The organism is Glutamicibacter sp. TV12E, assembly GCF_052441935.1.
Taxonomy (GTDB): domain Bacteria; phylum Actinomycetota; class Actinomycetes; order Actinomycetales; family Micrococcaceae; genus Glutamicibacter.
In genome coordinates, this window is sequence record NZ_JBQVVF010000001.1 from 1,352,116 (window position 1) to 1,374,317 (window position 22,202).

The 22,202-nt window shown below is 59.0% G+C and carries 20 protein-coding genes and 1 pseudogene; 14 read left to right on the plus strand and 7 right to left on the minus strand.

Features of this window, described 5'->3' with window-relative positions:
* Positions 1–17 precede the first annotated feature (17 nt).
* From ACT7DV_RS06325 to galK, 3 genes are read left to right on the plus strand one after another with little or no spacing between them, the layout of a single operon-like run.
* Positions 18–962 (plus strand): aldose 1-epimerase family protein, encoded by a 945-nt coding sequence (locus tag ACT7DV_RS06325; RefSeq protein WP_444661387.1) that lies wholly within the window; start codon positions 18–20, stop codon positions 960–962.
* 45 nt (positions 963–1,007) lie between these two features.
* Positions 1,008–2,117, plus strand: coding sequence for a galactose-1-phosphate uridylyltransferase (galT, locus tag ACT7DV_RS06330; protein WP_444661388.1), 1,110 nt, complete (start codon positions 1,008–1,010; stop codon positions 2,115–2,117).
* Positions 2,114–3,310 carry a galactokinase gene (gene galK / locus ACT7DV_RS06335; protein ID WP_444661389.1) on the plus strand — a complete coding sequence of 399 codons (1,197 nt, stop codon included), beginning with the start codon at positions 2,114–2,116 and terminating at the stop codon, positions 3,308–3,310. Before galT ends, galK begins: the two co-directional genes overlap by 4 nt.
* A gap of 25 nt (positions 3,311–3,335) precedes the next feature.
* On the opposite strand, the gene ACT7DV_RS06340 is transcribed toward galK, so the two are convergent.
* The gene (locus ACT7DV_RS06340; protein WP_444661390.1) at positions 3,336–5,102 is read right to left on the minus strand and encodes a GNAT family N-acetyltransferase; all 1,767 of its coding nucleotides are present in this window, start codon (positions 5,100–5,102) and stop codon (positions 3,336–3,338) included.
* A gap of 50 nt (positions 5,103–5,152) precedes the next feature.
* Here ACT7DV_RS06340 and ACT7DV_RS06345 point away from each other — a divergent pair, with 50 nt between their 5' ends.
* Entirely contained in the window at positions 5,153–5,959 is an 807-nt protein-coding gene (locus tag ACT7DV_RS06345; RefSeq protein WP_444661391.1) for an alpha/beta fold hydrolase, read from the plus strand.
* Here ACT7DV_RS06345 and ACT7DV_RS06350 read toward each other — a convergent pair.
* Together ACT7DV_RS06350 and ACT7DV_RS06355 are read right to left on the minus strand one after the other, a co-directional pair.
* A complete protein-coding gene (locus ACT7DV_RS06350) occupies positions 5,956–6,930 on the minus strand; it encodes a Gfo/Idh/MocA family protein (protein ID WP_444661392.1) in 975 nt (324 codons plus the stop codon). The genes ACT7DV_RS06345 and ACT7DV_RS06350 overlap by 4 nt on opposite strands.
* Before the next feature lie 154 nt (positions 6,931–7,084).
* On the minus strand, positions 7,085–7,633 hold the full coding sequence (locus ACT7DV_RS06355) for a helix-turn-helix domain-containing protein (RefSeq protein ID WP_444661393.1): 549 nt from the start codon (positions 7,631–7,633) through the stop codon (positions 7,085–7,087).
* Between the two features lie 38 nt (positions 7,634–7,671).
* Here ACT7DV_RS06355 and ACT7DV_RS06360 point away from each other — a divergent pair, with 38 nt between their 5' ends.
* The 4 genes from ACT7DV_RS06360 (at position 7,672) to ACT7DV_RS06375 (ending at position 12,208) form a co-directional block, all read left to right on the plus strand.
* Positions 7,672–8,595 carry a DMT family transporter gene (locus ACT7DV_RS06360; RefSeq protein WP_444661394.1) on the plus strand — a complete coding sequence of 308 codons (924 nt, stop codon included), beginning with the start codon at positions 7,672–7,674 and terminating at the stop codon, positions 8,593–8,595.
* Positions 8,596–8,917: 322 nt separating this feature from the next.
* On the plus strand, positions 8,918–9,583 hold the full coding sequence (locus ACT7DV_RS06365) for a TetR family transcriptional regulator (protein ID WP_444661395.1): 666 nt from the start codon (positions 8,918–8,920) through the stop codon (positions 9,581–9,583).
* A 337-nt stretch (positions 9,584–9,920) separates the two neighbouring features.
* Positions 9,921–11,282 (plus strand): APC family permease, encoded by a 1,362-nt coding sequence (locus ACT7DV_RS06370; RefSeq protein ID WP_444661396.1) that lies wholly within the window; start codon positions 9,921–9,923, stop codon positions 11,280–11,282.
* Between the two features lie 59 nt (positions 11,283–11,341).
* Positions 11,342–12,208, plus strand: a complete 867-nt coding sequence (locus ACT7DV_RS06375; RefSeq protein WP_444661397.1) for an alpha/beta hydrolase family protein — start codon at positions 11,342–11,344, stop codon at positions 12,206–12,208.
* On the opposite strand, the gene ACT7DV_RS06380 is transcribed toward ACT7DV_RS06375, so the two are convergent.
* A complete protein-coding gene (locus ACT7DV_RS06380) occupies positions 12,205–12,999 on the minus strand; it encodes a carbon-nitrogen hydrolase family protein (protein WP_444661398.1) in 795 nt (264 codons plus the stop codon). The genes ACT7DV_RS06375 and ACT7DV_RS06380 overlap by 4 nt on opposite strands.
* The gene (locus ACT7DV_RS06385; protein ID WP_444661399.1) at positions 12,996–14,039 is read right to left on the minus strand and encodes an aldo/keto reductase; all 1,044 of its coding nucleotides are present in this window, start codon (positions 14,037–14,039) and stop codon (positions 12,996–12,998) included. Before ACT7DV_RS06385 ends, ACT7DV_RS06380 begins: the two co-directional genes overlap by 4 nt.
* A 230-nt stretch (positions 14,040–14,269) precedes the next feature.
* On the opposite strand from ACT7DV_RS06385, the pseudogene ACT7DV_RS06390 reads away from it, so the two are divergent.
* Positions 14,270–14,356 (plus strand): annotated as a pseudogene (locus ACT7DV_RS06390) (hypothetical protein); the annotation flags it as partial.
* Positions 14,357–14,464: 108 nt separating this feature from the next.
* Positions 14,465–14,833, plus strand: coding sequence for an acyl-CoA-like ligand-binding transcription factor (locus ACT7DV_RS06395; protein ID WP_444664788.1), 369 nt, complete (start codon positions 14,465–14,467; stop codon positions 14,831–14,833).
* Here ACT7DV_RS06395 and ACT7DV_RS06400 read toward each other — a convergent pair.
* Positions 14,830–15,429, minus strand: coding sequence for a TetR family transcriptional regulator (locus ACT7DV_RS06400; RefSeq protein WP_444661400.1), 600 nt, complete (start codon positions 15,427–15,429; stop codon positions 14,830–14,832). The two genes, ACT7DV_RS06395 and ACT7DV_RS06400, sit on opposite strands and share 4 nt — an antisense overlap.
* Before the next feature lie 82 nt (positions 15,430–15,511).
* On the opposite strand from ACT7DV_RS06400, the gene ACT7DV_RS06405 reads away from it, so the two are divergent.
* A complete protein-coding gene (locus ACT7DV_RS06405) occupies positions 15,512–16,288 on the plus strand; it encodes an SDR family NAD(P)-dependent oxidoreductase (RefSeq protein WP_444661401.1) in 777 nt (258 codons plus the stop codon).
* 146 nt (positions 16,289–16,434) lie between these two features.
* On the opposite strand, the gene ACT7DV_RS06410 is transcribed toward ACT7DV_RS06405, so the two are convergent.
* Positions 16,435–17,946: a cation:dicarboxylate symporter family transporter gene (locus tag ACT7DV_RS06410; RefSeq protein ID WP_444661402.1), complete on the minus strand. Its 1,512-nt coding sequence runs from the start codon at positions 17,944–17,946 to the stop codon at positions 16,435–16,437.
* A gap of 320 nt (positions 17,947–18,266) precedes the next feature.
* Here ACT7DV_RS06410 and ACT7DV_RS06415 point away from each other — a divergent pair, with 320 nt between their 5' ends.
* The 3 genes from ACT7DV_RS06415 to ACT7DV_RS06425 all read left to right on the plus strand — a co-directional run bounded on the left by ACT7DV_RS06415 (position 18,267) and on the right by ACT7DV_RS06425 (position 22,198).
* The gene (locus ACT7DV_RS06415) at positions 18,267–20,123 is read left to right on the plus strand and encodes an ABC transporter ATP-binding protein (protein WP_444661403.1); all 1,857 of its coding nucleotides are present in this window, start codon (positions 18,267–18,269) and stop codon (positions 20,121–20,123) included.
* Between the two features lie 87 nt (positions 20,124–20,210).
* Positions 20,211–21,461, plus strand: a complete 1,251-nt coding sequence (locus ACT7DV_RS06420; protein WP_444661404.1) for an MFS transporter — start codon at positions 20,211–20,213, stop codon at positions 21,459–21,461.
* A 236-nt stretch (positions 21,462–21,697) separates the two neighbouring features.
* Positions 21,698–22,198 carry a hypothetical protein gene (locus ACT7DV_RS06425; RefSeq protein ID WP_444661405.1) on the plus strand — a complete coding sequence of 167 codons (501 nt, stop codon included), beginning with the start codon at positions 21,698–21,700 and terminating at the stop codon, positions 22,196–22,198.
* Positions 22,199–22,202: the final 4 nt, after the last annotated feature.

Below are 22,202 nucleotides of genomic sequence, written 5' to 3' on the forward strand. Positions count from 1 at the left end.
GAGGAACCATGCCCAGCATGAGCGAACCCAAGCTGACCAGCGCCAATGGCCAGGTGGTGGCTTTGGCCGCCCATGGCTTCAGCGCACAACTAGCCAGCGTTGGCGCCACCCTGGTCAGCCTGGAGCACCAGGGCCGGCCGCTGGTCCGGGCCTTTGATCCGCAGCAGCCCCGTCCAGTCTTCTCCGGGGCGATTCTTGCTCCTTGGCCCAACCGCGTAACCGATGGACGCTACACCTGGGAATCGGCGCAACTGCAGTTGCCGATCACCGAGCCCGATCGGGGGCATGCCCTGCACGGGCTGGTGGTCGACACCGGCTTCACCCTGGCCCAGCACGGTCATGATTCTGCGGAATTCCGCACCACCATCACACCGAGCGAAGGCTACCCCTTCGAAGTGGAACTGGTGATTGACTACCGGCTGGAGCCGCAGGGACTGCGCACCACCGCCACCGCCACCAACCTTGGGGCTGAAGCGGCGCCATTCGGCTGGGGATCGCACGCCTACCTGGTGGCCCCAGGCGGGAAGGCCGATGCCTGGACGCTGAGCCTGCCGGCGCACGAGGTCCAACTGACCGAGGGTGCGCGCCTGCTGCCCAGGCAGGTCGTCGCGGTGGCCGGCACCGAACTGGATTTCCGTGCCCCGCGGACGCTGGGCACCACCTTCATTGACCATGCCTACACCGGCCTGGAATTCGACGGCGAGAAGCTGGCCCGGGCGGTTCTCACCGATGAGCACGGCGTGGGCTCGCAGATCATCTGGGATGAGGCCTGCGGCTGGGTGCAGGTGCACACCGCGGACCGCGATGAGCCGGCCTTGAACCGTACCGGCTTGGCCATCGAACCCATGACCTGCCCGCCGGGGGCCTTTAATTCCGGCCAGGACGTGATCCGGCTGGAACCCGCCGCCACGCACCAGGCCAGCTGGCTGATTGGCCCGGTACAGGCCAACTGGGCTGGCTAACCTGTTCTAGACCACTGAACTCAAGAAGCATCTGGAGACATTGCCATGCCGCAGGGCAACGCAGCACATGAAGCAACCCACCGGGTTCACCACCTCGCCGATGGCCGCCAGGCCATCTTCTTCGCGGATGCATCGGGCGCCGTGCCTGAGGCGGTGCATGACACCCGGGCCTTGGACCCGCGCGGTGAAACCGGGGAACTGCGCTACGACAGATTGACCGGCGACTGGGTGGCGGTGGCGGCACACCGCCAGTCACGCACCTACCTTCCGCCCAAGGACCAGTGCCCGCTGTGCCCGAGCATTGACGGGCGCCTGAGCGAAATCCCGGCCGAAGATTTTGAAGTTGTGGTTTTCGAGAACCGCTTTCCTTCCCTCGGCCCGGCACTGGGGAAGATTCCGGAGCATGCCAAGGAACAGGCTCCGCTGCCGGCTTATGGCCGCTGCGAAGTCGTGGTGTTCACCCCTGACCATGCCGGATCCTTTGCCTCGCTGAATGACGAGCGCGCCCGCACCGTCGTGCAAGCATGGGCCCAGCGCACCGAAGAGCTTTCCGGCATGGAAGGCATCGCCCAGGTCTTCCCATTTGAGAACCGCGGGCAGGATATTGGCGTGACCCTGCATCACCCCCACGGGCAGATCTATGCCTATCCGTACCTGACACCCACGGCCCGCAAGATGGCTGAACAAGCGGTCCAGCATCTTGAATCCACCGGCCGAACGCTGATGGGCGACATCCTCGAATTCGAGCAGGCCGAAGGCACGCGCATGGTCGTACAGGGCGAGCACTTCTCCGTTTTTGTTCCCTATGCAGCACGCTGGCCGTTGGAAGCCCACCTCGTCCCGCACCGGCATGTGCCTGATTTTGCGGCCTTGACCGAAGAGGAAAAAGACGAATTGGCGATCATGTATCGGGATCTGCTGCGCCGTTTTGATGCACTCTATGACACGCCCACCCCATACATCGCAGCCTGGCACCAGGCGCCACTGGCCGCCAGGGAACGCGCTGCATCCCGGTTGCACCTGCAGCTGACCAGTCCGCGGCGAGCCGAAGACAAGTTGAAATTCTTGGCTGGATCCGAGGCAGCCATGGGCGCTTTCATCAATGACATTCCGGCCGAAGCAACGGCTGCACGATTGCGCGAGGTGACCCTGTGAGCATTAGCGACAGCAAAGACCACGCAGCGCGCGTCAGCGCACTGCGCGACAAGTTCACCAAGACCTTTGGACATCACCCGGAAGGCATCTGGCGTGCGCCGGGACGTGTGAACCTGATTGGGGAGCACACCGACTACAACATGGGCTACGTCCTGCCCTTTGCCATCGACAAGAATGCCCTGGTGGCCATCCGGCGCAAGTCCCAGCTGGAGCCGGAAAACACCTCGCTGGACTTCGCATCGACCTATGGCGGCGGAGAATCCATACCCGTCACCTCGATTGCCATCGACGAGCTGGTGCCCAAGGCCGTGCCTGGCTGGGCTGCTTATCCGGCCGCCGTGGTGTGGGCATTGAACCAGCTGGAAGGTGTCGAACTAGCCGGTCTTGAGTTGTTGGTGGACTCGGATGTTCCGGTGGGTTCGGGCTTGTCCTCTTCCCACGCGCTGGAAGTCGGAACCATTGTTGCCCTCAACGACCTCTATGAGCTGGGGCTGTCGCTCACGCAAATGGCCCAGTTGACTCAGCGGGCCGAGAATGAGTTTGTGGGTGCTCCGACCGGGATTATGGATCAGAGCGCTTCTCTGATGTCCCATGCGCAGCATGCGTTGTTCCTGGATTGCCGTTCCATGGAAGCACGGAGCGTGCCATTGCCGTTGGCGCAGAATGATGCTGTTGTCTTGGTGATTGATACCCGGGTGGAGCATTCGCATGTTGATGGCGGGTACGCCGCCCGCCGGCGCAGCTGTGAGCAGGCCTGTGAATTCTTGGGAGTGGAAGCGCTTCGGGATGTGGACAGCGTTGAAGGGCTTGAAGCCATCGAAGATCCGGTGATCAAGCGCCGCGCAAAGCACATTGTCACCGAGAACCAACGCGTTCTTCAGACCGTGAAAGTCCTGGGCGAGGGAGACCTTGAAGCGGTCGGCGAGCTCCTGTACCAGTCCCACGTTTCCATGCGTGATGACTACGAGATTTCCAGCGAAGAACTTGATGCCGCGGTGGAAGCATCGATGGGTGCTGGGGCGATTGGCGCCCGGATGACCGGCGGTGGTTTTGGCGGAAGCGCTATTGCCCTGATTCGCCGTGAACAGGTGGAACCGGTCAGCCAGGCGGTGCTGGCCGCTTTTGAACAGGCAGGTTATGTGCAGCCGAATATCTTCACCGTGGTTGCCGACGAGGGCGCAGGCCGAGCTTAGGCCGGCTGCGTCCTCGGCCAGCGCCTCAGAGCTGCAGCTTGAGCCCTACATGGCTCTGCTCGTAGCCCAGGCGTGCATAAAACGCATGGGCCTTGAGCCTCGACGAATCGGTAGTCAGCTGTGCAAGCCGCGCTCCGCGAGCCCGGCCATGCGCATGAGCCCATTCGAGCATCGCCCGGCCGACGCCCTGGGACCTTTCGCTGGCAGCTACGCGCACGCCTTCGATCTGCAAGCGCGTGGTGCCCTTGCGGGACAGCCCAGGGATGATCGATAGTTGCATCGTTCCGACGACGGTGTCTTTTTCATCGCGCACCACCGCAAGATAGTTTGACCAGTCGCGGCTGATCTTGTCGAAGGCCCGTTCGTAGGCCACCAGCTCCCCGCTTTCGCGGGCAGCTCCCAATTCATCATCGGAAAGCAATGCGACAATGGCTGGTACATCGGAGCGCTCGGCACGCTGCACACGGTATCTGCGCTCGCCGAGGCGAAGCAATCCGCCCACCGATGCCTGGGCCTGGGAACGAAGCTTGAGGATCAGCGCATCCAGCCATCCGCCCACATGCTCACGGCCTTCGGGAGTATCCGGGTAGCGGCACCGCAGGTGCAGCCCGGCGTCATCGAGGATGAACCACAGCATGACCCCGTCGGTGCGGATGCTGGCACCAATATACTGGGCCTCAAGGCCGATGGAATCAACTCGAACCGGAAGCCTGCGCAAGTCCAGCCAGGAAATGGCGAACATGCCCGGTGCTTCGGGCATCCCGCCCCACGGTTCGAGTATCTCCTCCAATGGCCATGAGCCAAGCCGCACCGCTTCCTTGACTGCGGCCGCGCAGGCGAGTGGGGATGGATCTCCAGATTCGATGACCGAGTTGGTGATGAACCAGCCCACGGAGTCATCCCACTGGTGATCGTAGCGGCTGTGCACGGGGAAGACTGCGCGCAGCGGGGCCTGGGCGAGATCCAAGGTCACCGAGGTCATCGCAGAGATGACAGCGGTCAGCGTGGAGACAGAATCCTCTTTGGCCTGGGCCGCAAAGGCGGCGCTGTCATCCACGTCCAAAACATCGCGGACCTCTACCCGTTCTGCGTGGGGCACTGGTTCGCCTAGCGGCAGCGGGAAGCGGGGCATGACCGAACCACTGGCATCCAGCACCTCTGCCCACCGCTGGTGGACCTCGCGCGGGGCGCGTTCGTGTTCGGCCAGGGCCCGGGTGTGCTCGGTGAAGCTTGCCGCGGCCAGTGGCTGCGGCACCACATCATCATCGGAGAGCCCCAGGGCCCGCAGCAGGTCACGCACGATGACCAGCATCGACCACATGTCCACATGCGAATGGTCGGAAGCGATGACGACCGTCGATTCCAACGCGGTCTCCAGCAGGCACAACCGATGGGACGGAGCATTAAGCGGCGAGCAAGCCTGGTCAAAAACGTCCCGAAGCGCATCGTTCATCGACTGCCCGCTGGCTACCGGGTGCTGTGTCCAAGCCCCGGGTGACACGTTGATCTCTTCAAGACGCAGTTCGCCCTGCTCATTGTGGCTGAAGGCAGAGCACAGGGTTCCATGTCGGTTGACGACTTCCAGCCACGCGGCGGCTAGCTCATCCAGCGCCACCTTGGCGGGCAAGCGGAAGCTTATGGCCATCCATGATCCCGGGCGCTGGCCAAGCGAGACATGACGTCGCTGGTCAAAGGAAATCGGCAGCTCAATTCCGGTGCGCTGGACAGCGGCGTCGTATCCGTGCAACTTTCCAAAGGGCAACCGTAACTGTGCGACGTTCGTCAGTCTCATGGCGTTATCCTATTACCCAAGATTGACTATGACGGAAGCGAACTTGGATTATGGCGAAATTTAGTGTTCAAGGCGCTGATCTTGCAGTAGAACTCAGTGATGAAGGCGGGCATCCGGTAGTCCAGCTACATGGCTTGACCTCAAGCCGGGCACGCGACCGCTTGTTGAATTTGGATTTAGGTCGAGGGCTCAGCGGCACTCGGCTGCTTCGCTATGATGCGCGCGGGCACGGCGAATCAACTGGGCGTGCAGTGGCTGAAGACTACGAGTGGAAGCACCTCGCCGATGATCTGCTGGATCTGCTGCACGAGTACTTCCCTGGCGAAAAAGTCTACGGGGTAGGCCCGTCGATGGGTTGCGCCACCCTGCTGTACGCAGCGATCAAGGAACCCGAGCGCTTTTGCGGGTTGACGCTTCTGCATCCGCCCACGGCGTGGGAGTCTCGCAAGGCGAAGTCCCAAGCCTATGCGAATCACGCCCGGATGCTGGAAACCGAGGGCTGGGATGCCTTCATCCAGGCAGATATCAATCAGCCGGTCCCTCCAGCCGCCATCGGGAATCCCGTGACTGTGCCGGATAATCCTCCGGAGCTCCTGCCCGCCATTTTCCGAGGTGCTGCCGCCAGCGATTTGCCCCAGCTTGCGGATCTGGCACGCGTCACCGTTCCCACGCATATTCTTGCGTGGACCGAGGACCCCTCCCATCCGGTGACTACCGCACAAGCCCTGTTGTATGCGTTGCCCCAGGCGAGGCTGCAAGTTGCGAGCACGCGCGGCGAAGTGAATGCATGGCCGCAGATCTTGATGGGTGATGTGGCCAAGCATGGTGCCCCGCATCCCGCGGAGCCGATCCACTAGCCGCTGCGAAGCTCGGCCGCGATGCGGTCCATGGTCTGCGCGATGGCCAGCGATTCGTCCAGCGGAATGACAGGGGATTCGAGCAGTCCTTCGCCGATGCACCGGGCAGCATGGGCAGCTTCCCAACCAAGGCCAGTGGCAGCAGAGTGCTCGCTGAATTCCTGGCTGTCGGCGATGCTGCCATCACAGTTGCGCAGCACGAGTCGTGAACCGGCAAATATGGGGCGCTGCACTTCGAGGGTCGCGTCGGTGCCGGCAATCCAGGCGCTCTGCGGTGAATCAGTTTCAATGCTGCTGAACACGCTGGTCGTGGATCCGTCCTGGTTGGCAAGCACTGCCGTGAACGATGCGTCGACACCCGTCTCGGTCATTCGCCCCGAAGCGTGAAGCAGCTGCCGAACCGGGGAGACCATGGCACTGAATGCGATCGGGTAAATGCCAACATCAAGCAAGGCGCCGCCACCCAGGGCAGGATCGTAGATCCGCGAAGCGGGATCAACTGCAAATTTCGCTCCGAAGTCGGCGTTAATGGAGATGACCCGCCCGAGCAGCCCAGACTCGATTACCTGGGCGATCACGTTGCCCACGGGCAAAAGACGCGACCACATGGCTTCCATGGCAAAAACGCCGGCAGCCCTGGCCGCGGTGATCACCTGTTGGGTTTGCCCGGCGTCCAGGGTCATCGGCTTTTCCACCAGGACATGTTTCCCGGCGTTGATGGCCCTGATGGCTAGTTCAGCGTGGCCGCTATGGGGGACCGCAATGTAGACAACATCTACCGATGGGTCGTTGAGCACCTGGTCATAGGAATCGTAGGCCCGCGTCTTGCTGTCACCATGCCTTTGGGCAAACTGTGCCGAGCGCTCCTGGCTGCGCGAACCAACTGCGGCAATGCGGCTCCGGGTCAAGGTGTTTAGCGAGGTAGCGAATTGTTCGGCAATCCAACCCGGGCCCAGGATTCCCCAATTCAACGCTGGCGCCGTTATTGGTTGCGGCAGAGCCGGTTTGGGCAAGGCTAAGGGCACAGGGACTCCATCGAGAAGCGTTCGGGTGACTGGTAATTACCCTAGTGGCCGGAATCATTTTGCGGAAGAGCGGAGCCGCGCTGATGGTTTTTTGGATAAATCAGCTCACAACAATTCGGGCGAAGCGCGTCAATTGCTGGCTCTCGTTGATGTAGGAAAAGTCCTGGGACGTGGCGAATGCGTAATGCTCACCGGCCGCCCGTAAAACCTTCTCTTCTGTGGTTTCGATGCAGAGCTTGCCTTCAAAAACCAGAATCATTTCGGACCAGCCTGCGGGATCCGGCTCACCGACGTAGCGTTCTGTTGGTTCCAGTGACCAGCTCAGAAGCTGCGCTTCTTTATTGGCTGGGACGGAAGCCATCAGCGTCGCGACGCTTCGGGGATGCTGTCCCCTCCATACGACCTCGTTGATCGAGGAGCGTGGAGCCGTGGGCTCTGCAACCAAATCGACAAATGTCACGCCTAGGGATTCAGCAAGCCGATCGAGCCCGGTGAGACTGATGTTAGCTTCGCCAGCTTCAAGCTTGATGACTGTGCGTCGGCTTACTCCCGACTGGTCCGCAAGCGTTGCCTGGCTCAGGCCTGTGGCTTGTCGTAGCCGACGAACGTTTCGACTGACGTGAGTCAGGACATCTGTGCTGTCGCTCATTTGCATGTGCACTATTATTCACCATAAGATTGTGCATTATGTTGCACAATGAATCCCGGTGGCGTGCGTTCTCCCGTCAAGAAGCGGTCCTGGTCCTTGCCACAGTCATCTGGGGCGCAACCTTTTTGATCATCCACATTGCTGTGCAGCACAGCGGCCTATGGTTCTTCGTCGGAATGCGGTTTATTACTGCCGGCCTTATCAGCGCCCTGCTATTCGCGCGAGTACTCAAGGGCCTGACTCTGAGGGAAATAGGCGCCGGCTCGGCCATCGGAGTCATGATCTTCTTCGGCTACGGCCTGCAAACCGCCGGCTTGCAGACGCTCAACAGCAGCACCTCGGCCTTCATCTCTGCGCTTTATGTTCCTCTGGTGCCGTTGCTGCAATGGGTTGTCTTCCACAAGAGGCCAGGGCTGCTCACCTGGATTGGCGTGTCACTGGCTTTCATTGGGCTTGTTCTCCTGGCCGACCCCGGCAGTGTCGGTCTCACCTTCGGCACGGGCGAGCTCGTCACGATTATCAGCACATTGCCAATAGCCCTGGAGATCATTCTTATTGGCTGGTTCGCCGGCAAGGTGCATCTTGGGCGCGTCACCGTAGTCCAGTTATTGGTGGCTGGGGCACTCGGGTTTCTGGCGGTTCCTGTCGTCGGCGAGCAGGTCCCCGAGTTCTCGTGGGTGTGGGTCATTGCTTCTGTTGCCCTCGGCGTGGCTAGCTGCATGATCCAGCTCGCGATGAACTGGGCGCAGAAGTCGGTCTCGCCGACGAGGGCCACAATTATCTATGCCGGAGAACCTGTATGGGCAGCGATCATCGGGCGAATCGCCGGGGACCGGCTGCCACCGGTGGCCATCGCCGGCGCGCTGCTCATCGTGGCCGGATCGCTAGCCAGCGAGCTGCGGCCGCGATGCCGAGGCAAGACGGTGACGCCAACAGACGCGCTGGAAGACGCCGGTCAATAAACAACCGGCAGGACATCTGCCGCCGCGCTTTGGGGGATGCCGAGCTCAAATAACGTTGGCCTCGGCCGGTTTGGCGCAAGGTCGACGAATTTGCCGTCCACGTATGTGCCAAGCGCTTCAAGGGAACAAAGGTCTTGGCTAATACGTCTTTCGCTGAGCCGAGCGCGTGTATCGTTCGTGCGCAGGGCGCGATGTGAGGGGCATGTATCGGCTTACTAAAAAATATTAATAATGTTAATTATTATTGAGACTAACGGCGGTTCAATTTTCTGTCCATGGTTTGATGGAGGTTGATTGGACCCAACGAAGCAGGAAGAATCGCATGTCGCAAAGAGTCGCAGGACGTCCCGTAACGCCGATACTTACCCAGCAGGTAATTGTCGCGGCGGCTTTTGCCTTGCTCGATGAGGTTGGGTCAGAAGAGTTTTCCATGGGCCGATTGGCGCGCTCGTTAGGCGTGCGCACGCCAGCGCTCTACAACCACGTTGATAATCGGCAACACTTGGTTAATCTCATGAGGCGCGACATCGTGCGGTCCATTGATCGAAGCATGCTGGCGGATCTGCCGTGGACAGAGGCGCTATTCCACTTCTCGGTTCTCTTCAGGGAAGCGCTCCTGAAAGTGCCTGCAGCGGCGGAGCTTATCGTAGCTACTCCGATTTCCGAGGAATCGGAGTCGGGCGTCATTTATGACGAGATGGGCCGGATCTTGCGACGTGCAGGCGTGGCCATTCCGCGCATTCTCATGATGATGGTTGCTATCGAGTCGTTGGTTGTTGGTGCCGTGCTCGACATTGTCGCGCCAGGTGCACATGTGACTACAGTGCCAGCGAATGGCGAAGCCGCCGTGCAGAGTAGCCATGGCGAAGTCATGGATCTGGGCGAAAAATACGCCCGGCAAGCGAGAACTACAGTTAGCGATCAGTCGTTTGAATTTGGGTTGCGAGCGATTATTTCGGCCGTTGAGCGTGAAGTGGCGCAGTCCTAGGCCAGCGAAACATCTCTCGCTTAATGTTTCCTTCAAATTAATCTTATAAATTTATTCACCCGGGAATGGCACCCGACTGCCACGGCATTCATGGTGCGTGTGTACGATGAATATCCTAGTCAATCTTGTTCAATAAGCGGAATAACAGGCTTTCCACGCCTTGCTCAAACCCGTTCATGCGCTCGAAATACTGCTGACCAGCGCGCCCTGCCCCTTGTTATCGGTGAGCGTGATCACTACATTAAGTGAACGGTCTTCATTATTTAGTAGCCCTACTTCGACTTGGCAATGCGTCTGGCTCGATTGTCCGTGGCTGCGCGCTGGCAGGGAGGTTGCCATGAATCAATTACAACAGACGCCTGAGGCTGGTCCTGAGGGTTCTACGCAAATGCACCGAGTACTAGGGCTGCCGAATCTTGTGCTCTTTGGCATGGTGTACATGGTTCCACTGACGATCTTCAGCACCTACGGGATCGTTACAGAAATCACCGGTGGACGCCTGCCGGTGGCCTACGCGATTACGTTGTTGGCGATGCTTTTCACCGCGCGGTCCTATGGCTTGATGTCCAAGGCGTTTCCCGTCGGTGGTTCCGCGTATGTCTATACCCAGAGGTCGTTCGGTGCGAATGTAGGCTTCATGGCAGGATGGGCCTTGCTGCTGGACTATCTTTTCCTGCCAATGATCAACTACTTGCTTTTGGGGATCTATCTCAACGAATTCTTCCCTGCGGTTCCACCATGGGCGTTCATGCTTGCAGGGATGCTGCTGGTTACGATCCTGAATGTAATAGGCATTGTCTCAGTGGCGCGAACAAACATCGTGATCATTGGCTTCCAGTTCCTATTCATCATCCTGTTCATCGGATTTTCGATTGCGTACTTGCGGGGACAAGGCAATGTTGATCTGATGGCCCCGTTGCGCGGCACTGGCGAGTTGTCGGGGTTCGCACCGCTTGCCGCGGGGGCAGCAATTCTCTGTCTTTCATTCCTGGGCTTCGATTCGATCACCACATTCGCTGAAGAAGCACGCAACCCCAAGAGGGATCTGCCGCGTGCCATTCTTCTGACAACGCTGATATGCGGACTCTTGTTCATCGCCCTGGCCTATGTCTCGCACTTGGTCTACCCATCGCACCAATTTGAAAATGCCGATTCTGCATCTATTCAAGTGGTATTTACTGCTGGCGGGCAGTTCCTATCGATCTTCTTCACTGCGGGCTTCATCTGCGGGGCCATGGGCTCAGCACTGGTATCGCAGGCCTCGGTTTCCAGAATCCTCTTTAGCATGGGCCGTGACGGCGTGCTGCCGAAGAGGGTCTTCGGCTATTTGCATCCTCGGTTCAAGACGCCGACCTACGCGATTATCATCGTCTCCATCATTTCCCTGACATCTCTATTTGCCAGCCTTGAAATGGTTTCCGCTATGATCAGCTTCGGCGCGCTTGTCGCTTTCTCGGCGGTCAATCTTGCGGTGATCAAGTACTTCTTCCTTGCTCACCGCCAACGTGGAGCAGCGGCAGCATTCAATTACTTGGTTCTACCTTTGATCGGCCTGGTTCTGACCATCTGGCTGTGGACGAGCTTGAGCGCGCTGTCGCTTGTCATAGGAATTATTTGGATTGTTATTGGTCTGGCATATCTCGCATATGTCACCGGTGGCTTCAGGCGAAGCGCGCCAATGCTCGACCTCGCTGAATAACTGGACAGACGCACCCGAGAACTATTTACTGATCAGTAACATACGCATAGGATGGCCGTATGTTGACCCAGAACATTACCACTGAAGTTGTCAGTGTCCTTGTGACCGCACGAGATAGCGTGCAAGCTACAGTGTTCAAGCCTGGCGGCGACATTACTGGCGTCCTGGTGGTTCATTCGGCAACGGCAACACCGCAAGGTTTCTATCGTGCCTTTGCTCAGTATGCCGCCGGTAGGGGACTACTGGCTATCACCTACGACTACCGGGGAACAGGGCTCTCGGGTTCGCCACGATCTCAGCATGAGATCAAGATGCGCGACTGGATTCAGCGCGACATTCCCGCGGTGGCCCAATGGGCGGCTGAACGCTATCCAGATCTGCCGCACTACGCCATTGGGCACAGCGTTGGTGGGCACGGGCTGGTGCTCAACTACGGGACGGCCAACCTCAAAGCTCTTGCCATCGCGGCCAGCCATGTCGCAGCATTACGCAGTATCTCCCCATGGACCGAGCGTCTGCGAGTGATCGCTGTCCTGAACATTCTGGGCCCAATTCTTAGCCGCCTTTGCGGTTATATGCCTGGACAGAAGTTGGGGCTTGGTGAGGACATTCCGCGCGCTGCGATGCTGGATTGGAGCAGCTGGACACTACGAAAGAATTACTTTTTCGATGACCCCAGCATGCAAGCCAAGCGAAAGGCCGAAGAGCTGCGAGTGCCCATGCTTGCGATTGGCGCCAGCGACGACCTGTGGGCATCCGAGAAGCAGATGGACTTGTTGGCCGAACATGTTACCGGGGCACCGGTGGAACGCCGCACCTACTCGCCTCAAGAGATCGGAGCCACTAGCATTGGCCACCATGGCTTGTTGCGACGAGGTGTTGGCGAACCGGTGTGGAACGACATTCTGAATTGGCTGACCCGTTAAAGGTCCACGGTATTAGCGACCACCGGCAATTGCCGTCGTGCTTTTTCAACCAAGGCAACATCCAAGTCCACCACGAGCAATTCGGGTTCAGCGCCGGCCTGGGCAATGATTCGGCCTAGTGGATCCACTGCGACAGAATGTCCTACACCTAGTGGGACGGAGCTTGGCACTTGCTGTCCCAGGCTTTCCGGATCAGCCTGCCCCACTGCCACCACAAAGGTAGTCGAATCCAAGGCGCGAGCTTTGGCCAGGGTGGTCCACTGCTCAACTTTGCCGTCGCCCGCACCCCATGATGCGCAGACAATGTTCACAATTGCACCCGAAATAGCGTGGCGGATAAAGAGCTGTGGAAAACGGAGGTCGTAGCAGGTGGCCACGCCTAGAGTCTGTCCCTGATGCGAAAACTGTACCGGAACATCTCCCGGGGTCACCGAGTCGGATTCGGCATAGCCGAAAGCGTCGTACAGGTGGATCTTGTCGTAGTGGGTATCTGCCTCGGCGCCGGTAATCAATAGGGTATTGCGGACCCGTCCGGCTTCTCCGGGGGTAAACATTCCGGCGATGATGGTGATCCCGATTTCCCGTGCCTGCTGGCGGATCAGAGTCGCCCATGGCCCATCCAGTGCCTGGGCGTTCCTGGCCAGATCATTGCCAAACGCAATTTGCATCGCTTCCGGGAAGACGACCAGGGAAGCGCCGGCCTCCTTGGCCTGCTTCGCGTAATCCCGCACCATCACCAAGTTACGTTGCGGATCCGAGGTGCTCAGTACCTGGGCGAGAGCAATTTTCATGAGGCGATGCCTCCTTCGGCCATCTGTTCTTCTTCGCGTCCCTTGGATACCGACATGATGTCAGCCTGGCGCTCGCCGTCGACTCGATCAGCCAACGCGTTCAGCGTGGCCATTGAGTCCGCCGAAAGCCGGACATCCAAGGACCGCAGATTGTCATCGAAGTGGGCGCGGAAGCGGGTTCCCGGGATCGGCGAGACCTCGACGCTCTGGATTCGGGCCTGCTCATAAACCCAAGCCAGCGAGAGCTGGGCGGTGGTAATACCTTCACGCCGCGCAGTTTCCTCGATGATTGCGCGCAGCGGACGATTATTCTGCATTCGGGCGTCTTCGAAACGCGGGAAGTTCCGGCGGACGTCGGTCGCATCCAGCTGATCCAGTGAATCAACCTCGCCGGTGAAGTAACCGCGGCCCAGGGATGCATAGCTGACCAGGCCCACGCCGAGCTCGCTGGCGGCCGGTAGCAACCAGCGTTCGATGTCGCGGCTGAAAATGGAGTACTCCATTTGAACGGCGGTGATAGGGTGCACCTTGTGCGCGCGGCGCAATTCATCGGCGGTCACTTCGGACAATCCGATATGGCGTACTTTGCCGGCGTCGACCAGTTCCTTGTAGGCGCCGACGGTATCTTCAATTGGCACCCTGCTATCGACTCGGTGGTAGTAGTACAGGTCGATATGTTCCACGCCCAGGCGCTTCAGGCTTTCGTCGAGGCATTCCTTGATGAAAGCGGGGGAGCCATTGGCGCGCGGGTCACCCGGATTCTTGGGGCGGACAATCCCGGCTTTGGTTGCCAGGGTGACTTCGTTGCGGCGGGTCTTGAGCACCTCGGCGAGCAGGCTTTCGTTGTGCCCGGCGCCGTAGATGTTCGCGGTATCCAAGAAGGTGACGCCGGAATCGATCGCATGGTTCACGGTGCGCAGGGATTCTGCATCATCAGCAGCTCCATAGGCGCTGCTCAAGGACATGCATCCAAACCCCTGTTCGGTGACCTTTAACCCCTGGCCAAGTTCGATGCTGTTTACGCTTCCTTGCTGTCCCATGCCCGTCCTTCGTATCGGATTTGCTGCCCGCTCTTGAGCCTACCGAAGTGGTGGGAGGTGGGCATCAATAACGGGCAATTATTGAGTATCGTGAATCGGCAACGATGCGACACGCCTGCCCGTTTCATCGGTTGATCAGGCCAAAGAGACGTAGTCTCATTAATGGATGGTGATCTCAGAGTAAAATTCTTGCCATGGGCAGCGTAGTGCGCGATCGGGTGCGCGAGAAGATGAAAACCGAGCTGGCGCAGCAGGTGTATGCTGTTTTTGCCGAGCGCGGGTTGGAGAACGTCACGGCCCAGCAGGCGGCCCAGGCTGTTGGCATTTCCCGTGCGACATTCTTCAGGTATTTCTCTTCAAAAGAAGACGCCGTGGTGACCGCATTGCGGTCCATGAATATGCATTTCTCCCAGATGCTCGAATCCATGGCATCGAATCCCAGCGAGAGCTTGCTCGAGCTTTTGCGCCGAAGTTTCGAGCCAACCGTTGTGGCCGCGGACCAGGACCCTGGCACTATGCGCTCGCGAGTTCAATTGGTATGGAGCACCCCTGCGCTGCGGGCCAGCTGGCAGGATTCGCGCAGGGAGCAACAGGCTGCGCTGGCGCACGCGTTGCACCCCTTTTGCGCCAACCCCCGATTGGCCGACACCTCCGCGTTGCTGGCGCTGACCCTCTATGACCACGCCCTGGTCAGATGGATCGAATCGCAGGATGAGACCCTGCGCGAAATCCTCGATGAGGTTTTCGACTTTGCGGCCATGATTGATGATCGCTGGACCGCCGGCACTTCCTAGTTGAGCCCTCGTGGCATCTGGAGAACCTGTACGGCGTTGGCCAGAAAAGGAGCTGGATCCGGCTGGGTGGACTGCGCCCAGCGGACGCACGCAGTGAAAAGAACTGCGCCGAAAGCTATGGCCAGGTATTCGGCTTGCTCTTCGTTCACTCCATGTTCCATGAAGAACCGCGTGGTTCGTTCCCGGTCCTCAGACATGCGCAGTGACGCCTGCGAGAGCAATTCAGGCTGCTCCGCGATCAAGCGCAGCCGTCCACGCGCAACTTCCAAATCAGGCAAGGACCGCAAGGCGCCCAGTATGGCCTTGTGCAGGGACTCGATCAGGCCCAGCCCGGTTTGCCGCCCTGTATTCAGAGCGGCTTCGGAAACCGAAATTGCCTCAAGCGCCCCACCCCACACGAGATCAGCTTTGGATGAGAAGTACCGGTATAGGCTCTTGCGCCCAATTCCAGAGGCTTCCGCGATTTGGGCCATTGAAACCTGGGCATAGCCATGTTGGTCAAATAACTCCAAGGCAATCCTGGCCACGCCATCCGGGTCGATGGATTGCGGCCGCCCGGAGAGGCGCGGGGAAGTGGAAGTGTTGCTGTCCGGCATATCTCAAGTATGGGCCATTGAATTATGACACTGTGAGTCATAAGCTGTTCGGGACAGCTGGTTTATCAGATGGGGGAGTGCAATGAGCACGGAAAACACTTGGCAGGAACGCATCGCAGCAGGCCGGTTCACCGGCAAAACGATCGTCGTGACCGGAGCTGGATCTGGAATTGGCAAGGCCACGGCACTGCGCGTGGCCAAGGAAGGCGGCAAGGTTATCGCAGGTGACATCAGCGCTGGCAGGCTTGAAGACCTGATGGCTGAGAATCCCGGGTTGGACATGGTTGTTGTGGCCGGCGATATCACCGAGCAAGAAGTCGCTGACCGCGTTTTTGCCGCCGGCGAAGGAAGAATCGACGGCTTGGCAAACGTCGCGGGCATCATGGACAAGTTCGAGCCCATCCATGAAGTTGAGGATGCGACCTGGGAGCGGGTCTTCAACGTGAACGTCAATTCCATCTTGAAGCTAACTCGCAGTGTCCTGCCGCTGATGCTAGACGCGGGCCATGGAGCTGTAGTCAACGTTGCCTCCGAGGCTGGACTGCGCGGCTCGGCTGCGGGAGTCGCCTACACGGCGTCCAAGCACGCGGTGATCGGAATGACGAAGAACTCGGCAGTCATGTATGCCAAGAAGGGGATACGGTTCAACGCTGTTGCCCCGGGAGCCGTGCAGACGAATATCGAGGCGCCGATGGATTCGGTATTCGCCCAAGAAGCCATTGGCCCGCTCATGAGCATCATTCCGGGGCTGGCTACCGCTAGCCAGCTGGCCGCGTCCATAACCTTCCTGCTCAGCGAGGACAGCACCAACATCAATGGCGTGGTGGTGGCTTCCGATGGCGGGTGGAGTGCAATCTAGGCGCACTCGCGGCAGGTGCGGCCACTGAAAACAGCCAGATCGAGATTGCGTTAAAAGGCTGGCCGGCCAGGGGAAAGGGATAACCTTTCACCGCTGGCCGACCAGCCACTCTTCATTTATGAAGCCTTGTCACAACCGGTTGAGGATCATGTCTTCGACTGGGTTGCGACCTGTGATGAATCTTCGTTCGCAATTGCCGAGTCCGCTTCGGTTGCCGGTTGCATGTCGATTCGCGGCAAGGCCTCCGGAGCCGGCCCTCCGCCGAACTTCGGCGATGGAGCGTTGCCGCTAGCCAGGCGTTCGGCTTCCATCGCCTCCCATTCCTCATCGCGTCCCAGCATTCGGGCGGTGTCTTCGTTGGTGATTTCACCTGCGAAGGCACGCTTCATCGTCTCGCGGTCGAACTGCCCTTCCCACTTGGCAACTACGAACGTTGCCACGCAGTTGCCGAGCAGGTTTACAGCGACGCGCATGGAATCCATGATGCGGTCTGCGCCCAGCAGCAATGCCACGCCTGCGACCGGGAAGATGCCCAGGGCGGCTGCGGTGGCCGACAGCGCCAGGAAGGACGAGCCGGGAACGCCTGCCATGCCCTTGGAAGTCAGCAGGAGGACACCGAGTGCTGCCAGCTGCTGGCCGAAGCTCAGGTCATGTCCAAAAGCCTGGGCCAAGAAGAGCAGGGAAATCGACAGGTAGATTGCTGCGCCATCAAGGTTGAAGGAATATCCGGTAGGTACAACCAGCCCGGTTGTGGCGCGCGAGCAACCTGCATTGGTCAGCTTGGTCATGATGCGGGGCATCACGGATTCAGTTGACGCGGTGCCCAGCGCGAGAAGGAATTCTTCGCGGGTGTATTTGATGAATTGCCACAACGGGACTCGGGCGAAAATCCATGCCACCAGGAACAAGATGCCGATGAACAAGAGTGCTGCGGTGTAGCAGGCAAGGATCAGCTTTGCGTAGGTGCCCAGGGTTTCGATGCCGTACTGGCCAATAATGAAACCCATGGCGCCGAACGCGCCCAAGGGAGCGACGCGCATAACCCAGCTCATCACCTTGAAGATCAGTTCCAGGACGTTTTCGAATACTGCCAGCAATGGCGCACAGCGTTCTTGGCCGACCACGACAATGGCTGCACCGAAGAAGACCGAGAAGAACAGGACCTGCAGCAGGTTGTTCTCGGCGAAGGCGCCTATGACGCTCACCGGAATGATCCCCAAAATGAAGTCCGCTGCGCCCTTGGGTTCCCCGGATTTTTCTTCTAGGGCAGTCGTATCCAAAGTGGAAGGGTCGATGTTAAGTCCAGCCCCGGGCTGGGTGAGGTTGGCAATGATCAGTCCAAAGATCAATGCGAAGACGGTGGCGCAGGTGAAGTACAGCAGGGCTTTGACCCCGACTCGGCCAACCGCTTTCACATCGCCTACGGCCGCGATGCCGGTTACGATCACGAGGAAGATCAGCGGGGCGATGATCATCTTGATCAACATGATGAACCCATCACCCAATGGGCGAAGTTCTGATCCTACTTTTGGAAGGAAATGCCCAATCAATACGCCAGCTGCAATAGCAATGCCGAGTTGGAAAAACAACGACGTGTAGAAGGGTTTTTTGGCTGACGGTTCTTGGAAGTTCAAGTCGTCGGGCGATTTCATTTTCATGGCTGCTCCTGAGGGAAGTCTCACTCCGAGGTATGTGCCTGAGTGGTGGATGCTGTCAACTGTAAGTCAGATCACAAAATTCCGCAATGAAAAATTGAAATTCCATAATTCGGAATGAATAGCTTCTGGATCGTGGAAGTGAAGGAGGTGGAATGAGGCCAGACCTGCATCGAACGAGCCAGAGTGAGGCGCTGACAGGGCCCCTCTCGGCCTGCCTTGTAAAAATAAGTTGACCCTACCTAGAAGTTGCAGAAGAGTTGCTGGAAACTGGGCAAGGTGGAACCCACCGAATCCCCGAGCAGGATTGCGAGCAAAAATTCATGAGCATGGAAAGTGCCGCTTGGCATTCGCTATGGAAACTATCTGGCGACAAGGGGAAGGCCTACGCCGCAACTACGCCCAAGCGGGTCCTGAAATTTGCGGCGGAATATAAAACCCGGCTCTTGATCTTCGTGCTCTTCTCGGTGGTCGCCGCCGTGCTTGCTGTCGTGACTCCGGTGCTCGCTGGGCGGGTGGTTGACGAGATCGTGGCGCAGTCCGGAGTGCGCGCCATTACCAATCTTGCCATCATCATGGCAGTGATTGCGGTGTTGGATGCCATTACCTCCGTGATTGTTCGCTGGTTCTCCTCTCGGCTTGGCGAAGGGATCATCTACGACTTGCGCACCGCGGTCTTCGACCATGTCCAGAAAATGCCTGTCGCCTTCTTTGCGCGTACCAGAACCGGTGCTCTGGTCAGCCGACTGAACAACGATGTCATCGGCGCCCAATCGGCTTTCGCGGGTACGCTTTCTGGATTGGTCTCCAACACGGTGGCCTTGATCCTCACCGCGGCCGTCATGTTCACCACCTCGTGGCAGGTGACCCTCATTGCGCTAGTGCTTTTGCCTATTTTTCTTCTGCCTGCCCGTCACTTCGGCAAGTCTGTAGCATTGATGCGCCGTGAGTCCGCGGAATTGAACGCAAGCATGGGCAATCAGATGACAGAACGCTTTTCGGCACCCGGCGCTACGCTGATCAAGCTCTTTGGCAGCCCCAAGGATGAGTCAAGGCAATTCGCCATGCATGCTGGCAGGGTCCGGGATATTGGCGTGAAGATGACCATGCGCCAGTTCTACTTCGTCACCGCACTGACCTTGGTTGCCGCTCTGGCCCTCGCTCTGGTCTACGGCTTGGGCGGAATGTATGCGGTTCGCGGCGAACTGGCTGCCGGTGACGTGGTCACCCTCGGCATGCTGCTGACCAGGCTCTACACTCCGCTGACTGCGCTGGCTAACGCCCGAGTGGAAATCACCAGCGCCCTGGTCAGCTTCGACCGAGTCTTCGAGGTTCTGGACTTGGAACCGCTCATTACCGATGCTCCCGACGCGCGTCGTCTGGAGGCCGGAGCACCCATTCCGGTGAAATTTGATCACGTGAATTTCTCCTACCCGAGCGCGGAGAAGGTTTCGCTGGCCTCGCTGGAGGAAGTTGCCGTTCTGGATACTCGTGGTGGTGAAGAAGTCCTGCATGATATCAACTTCGAAATCCCGGCAGGCCAGACCTTCGCGCTGGTTGGCTCATCCGGTGCGGGCAAGTCCACCGTGGCTTCGCTGCTGGCCCGGCTTTATGACGTGGACTCGGGAAGCGTTCAGCTGGCGGGCGAGGATATCCGCCAGCTCAAGCTGGATTCACTGCGCACCTCAGTTTCGATGGTGACCCAGGACGGCCACCTCTTCCATGAAACCATCCGTTCCAACCTGACTTTGGCGCGGCCCGAGGCGACGGACGAACAAATCTGGGAAGCGTTAGAACGCGCCCGGCTTAAGCCGGTCATTCAAGCACTGCCTGATGGCCTGGAAACCGTGGTGGGCGAGCGCGGCTATCGGCTCTCCGGCGGCGAGCGACAGCGCATGACCATCGCTCGCTTGCTGCTGGCTGCTCCCCAGGTGGTCATTCTCGATGAGGCAACCGCTGCCTTGGATTCAGCCAACGAAGCTGCTGTGCAGGCCGCCTTGGCTGAGGCTCTGGAAAACCGCACCGCACTGATCATTGCCCACCGGCTCTCCACCATCCGTTCGGCTGATCAGATCCTCGTGGTGGAGGCCGGCCGAATCATTGAACGTGGAACGCACACCGAACTGCTTGACCTCGGCGGACGCTACACCCAACTATATGAAACCCAGTTCGCCCAGTAGCGCGGTCGTTGGCCCACTGCGCTCGCGTACTCTGGCGACGGCAGCAAAAACGTTGGTTGCCTAGAGGTGTAAGGAAGGGCGAGAGAAATGATCGAGCTGACTCGCAGAACGGTTCAGAAAAGAACATTGTGGATCCTTGCCGTCTCCCAGATCTTTGGGACCATCGGAGTGGGCGTCGCCCCGTCCATCGGTATCCTGCTAGCTGAAGAGGCCACCTCCAGCGAAGCCTGGGCGGGCCTTGCCCGCACAGCCAGCACCCTTGGCGCGGCTCTGCTGGGACTGCCTCTAGGCAACCTGGCAGCGCGATTCGGCCGTCGCATTGCCCTGGCTAGCGGTTGGTGGCTGGCGGCCCTCGGCGCCTTGCTGCTGGTTCCCGCGGCCCAGTACCAGCTGGTGATTCCGCTCTTTGGTGGTTTGCTGTTGATTGGTTCGGGGTCGGCCATCAGCTTGCAGGCACGCTTTGCCGCGACGGATCTGGCTGCTGATGACCAGAAGGGGCGCAGCCTGGCCCTGATCGTATGGGTGGGAACCATCGGCACAGTCTTGGGCCCAAATCTAGGCATTCCTGCGCAGCGGATCAGCGACGCGACCGGACTGCACGTCTACGCCGGGGCGTTTCTCATTGCAGGTGTCGCCATGCTGGTTGCTGGCCTGTTGGTATTCCTCCTCCTGCGCCCGGACCCCCTATTGCTCAACCGTGATACTGACCAATTGGCAGGCGCGGCGCTGCCTGTTCGCCATCGAGGCGGCCTCAAGCGCTTTGCCGCCGAGCTGCGCAACAACCAGCGCGCACGCTATGCCGTGGTGGCGATCCTCAGCGCGCAGGTGGTGATGGTGGCCATCATGACGATGACGCCGATTCACGTCACCCATCATGGCGGCTCGGTTTCGCTGGTCGGGGTGACCATCTCGCTGCATATTCTTGGCATGTATGCGCTGGCGCCTTTGGTCGGCTACGTGGCAGATCGCTGGGGCTATCGCTTCTCCATTGCCGTAGGACTGGCGATTTTTGCCGGCTCGCTTCTGGCCGGAGGGTTGCACCCGCAAAACATGGGATGGATCATGGCCAGCCTGATTCTGCTTGGTGTGGGCTGGTCCTTTATCAACGTTGCCGGATCCGCCTTGTTTGCCACGGTGATCAGCAAGCACGACCGCGCCTCGGTGCAGGGCGGTGTCGATGCGCTCTCCAACCTCTGCGGCGCGACAGCTGCTTTTGCAGCCGGCCCTTTGATGGCGCTGAGTTCCTTTTCGACACTGGCCGCCATTGCGGGCATCGTGCTGATTCCCCTGGTGCTGATGACAGTGGTGGCTACCGATGGAGTTGAATTCGCACCTTAAGATCATCGAGGACATGGATGGTGCCCAAGGAAACCGCGAATTTTCGGATCCTGTCCACGATCGCGAGCGGTTCGCCGAGTATGTTCTTCCTGAGACGTTCCCATAACGGCAGGCGATCCGACCTTGAATCTTCGAGAACACCTTGGCCGGCATCCTACAAAAGTATTATTTACAGTGGATAGAGATAAATAATAGAGTATTTCCTGACAACATTTACACTAATCTAGGATGAATTTATGAAATCAAAAGTTCTTCGCCTCTCTGTAGCTGCATCAGTCTCTGCAGCTTTGGTATTGACTCCAGTAGTGGCCAATGCTTCCCCCTCGGCTCCATCCGCCAATGCAGCGGGAGCTATCCAGAACGTTACAAGCACTTCATGGTCATTGACAGCAAGCGACTGGAAAGAAATTGCAAAACGCGCTTCCGGTGCCTCCGACGTTTCCTCGGCACGAGTCGCAAACTCCATGGCAGCACAAAGATCAGGGTCTATAAGTGTCGCCAAGCCAGCAAACGTCATCACTTCGATCGCCAAAAAAACTGCACTTATCGCACTTCGATACGGCGCCGATAAGCTGCCCAAGGCTATGCGCCCCTACGCGAATAGAATTGCCAACTTCCTCGATGATCTCCAAAACTGGCAAGAAGGACCCATCATCACCGGTCTGGTGGCACTCGGTGTCCCTTATGACGTGGCAGAGGCTGCCGCAACTTGGGTGGTCTTCTTTGCAGGGGTATGAGCAG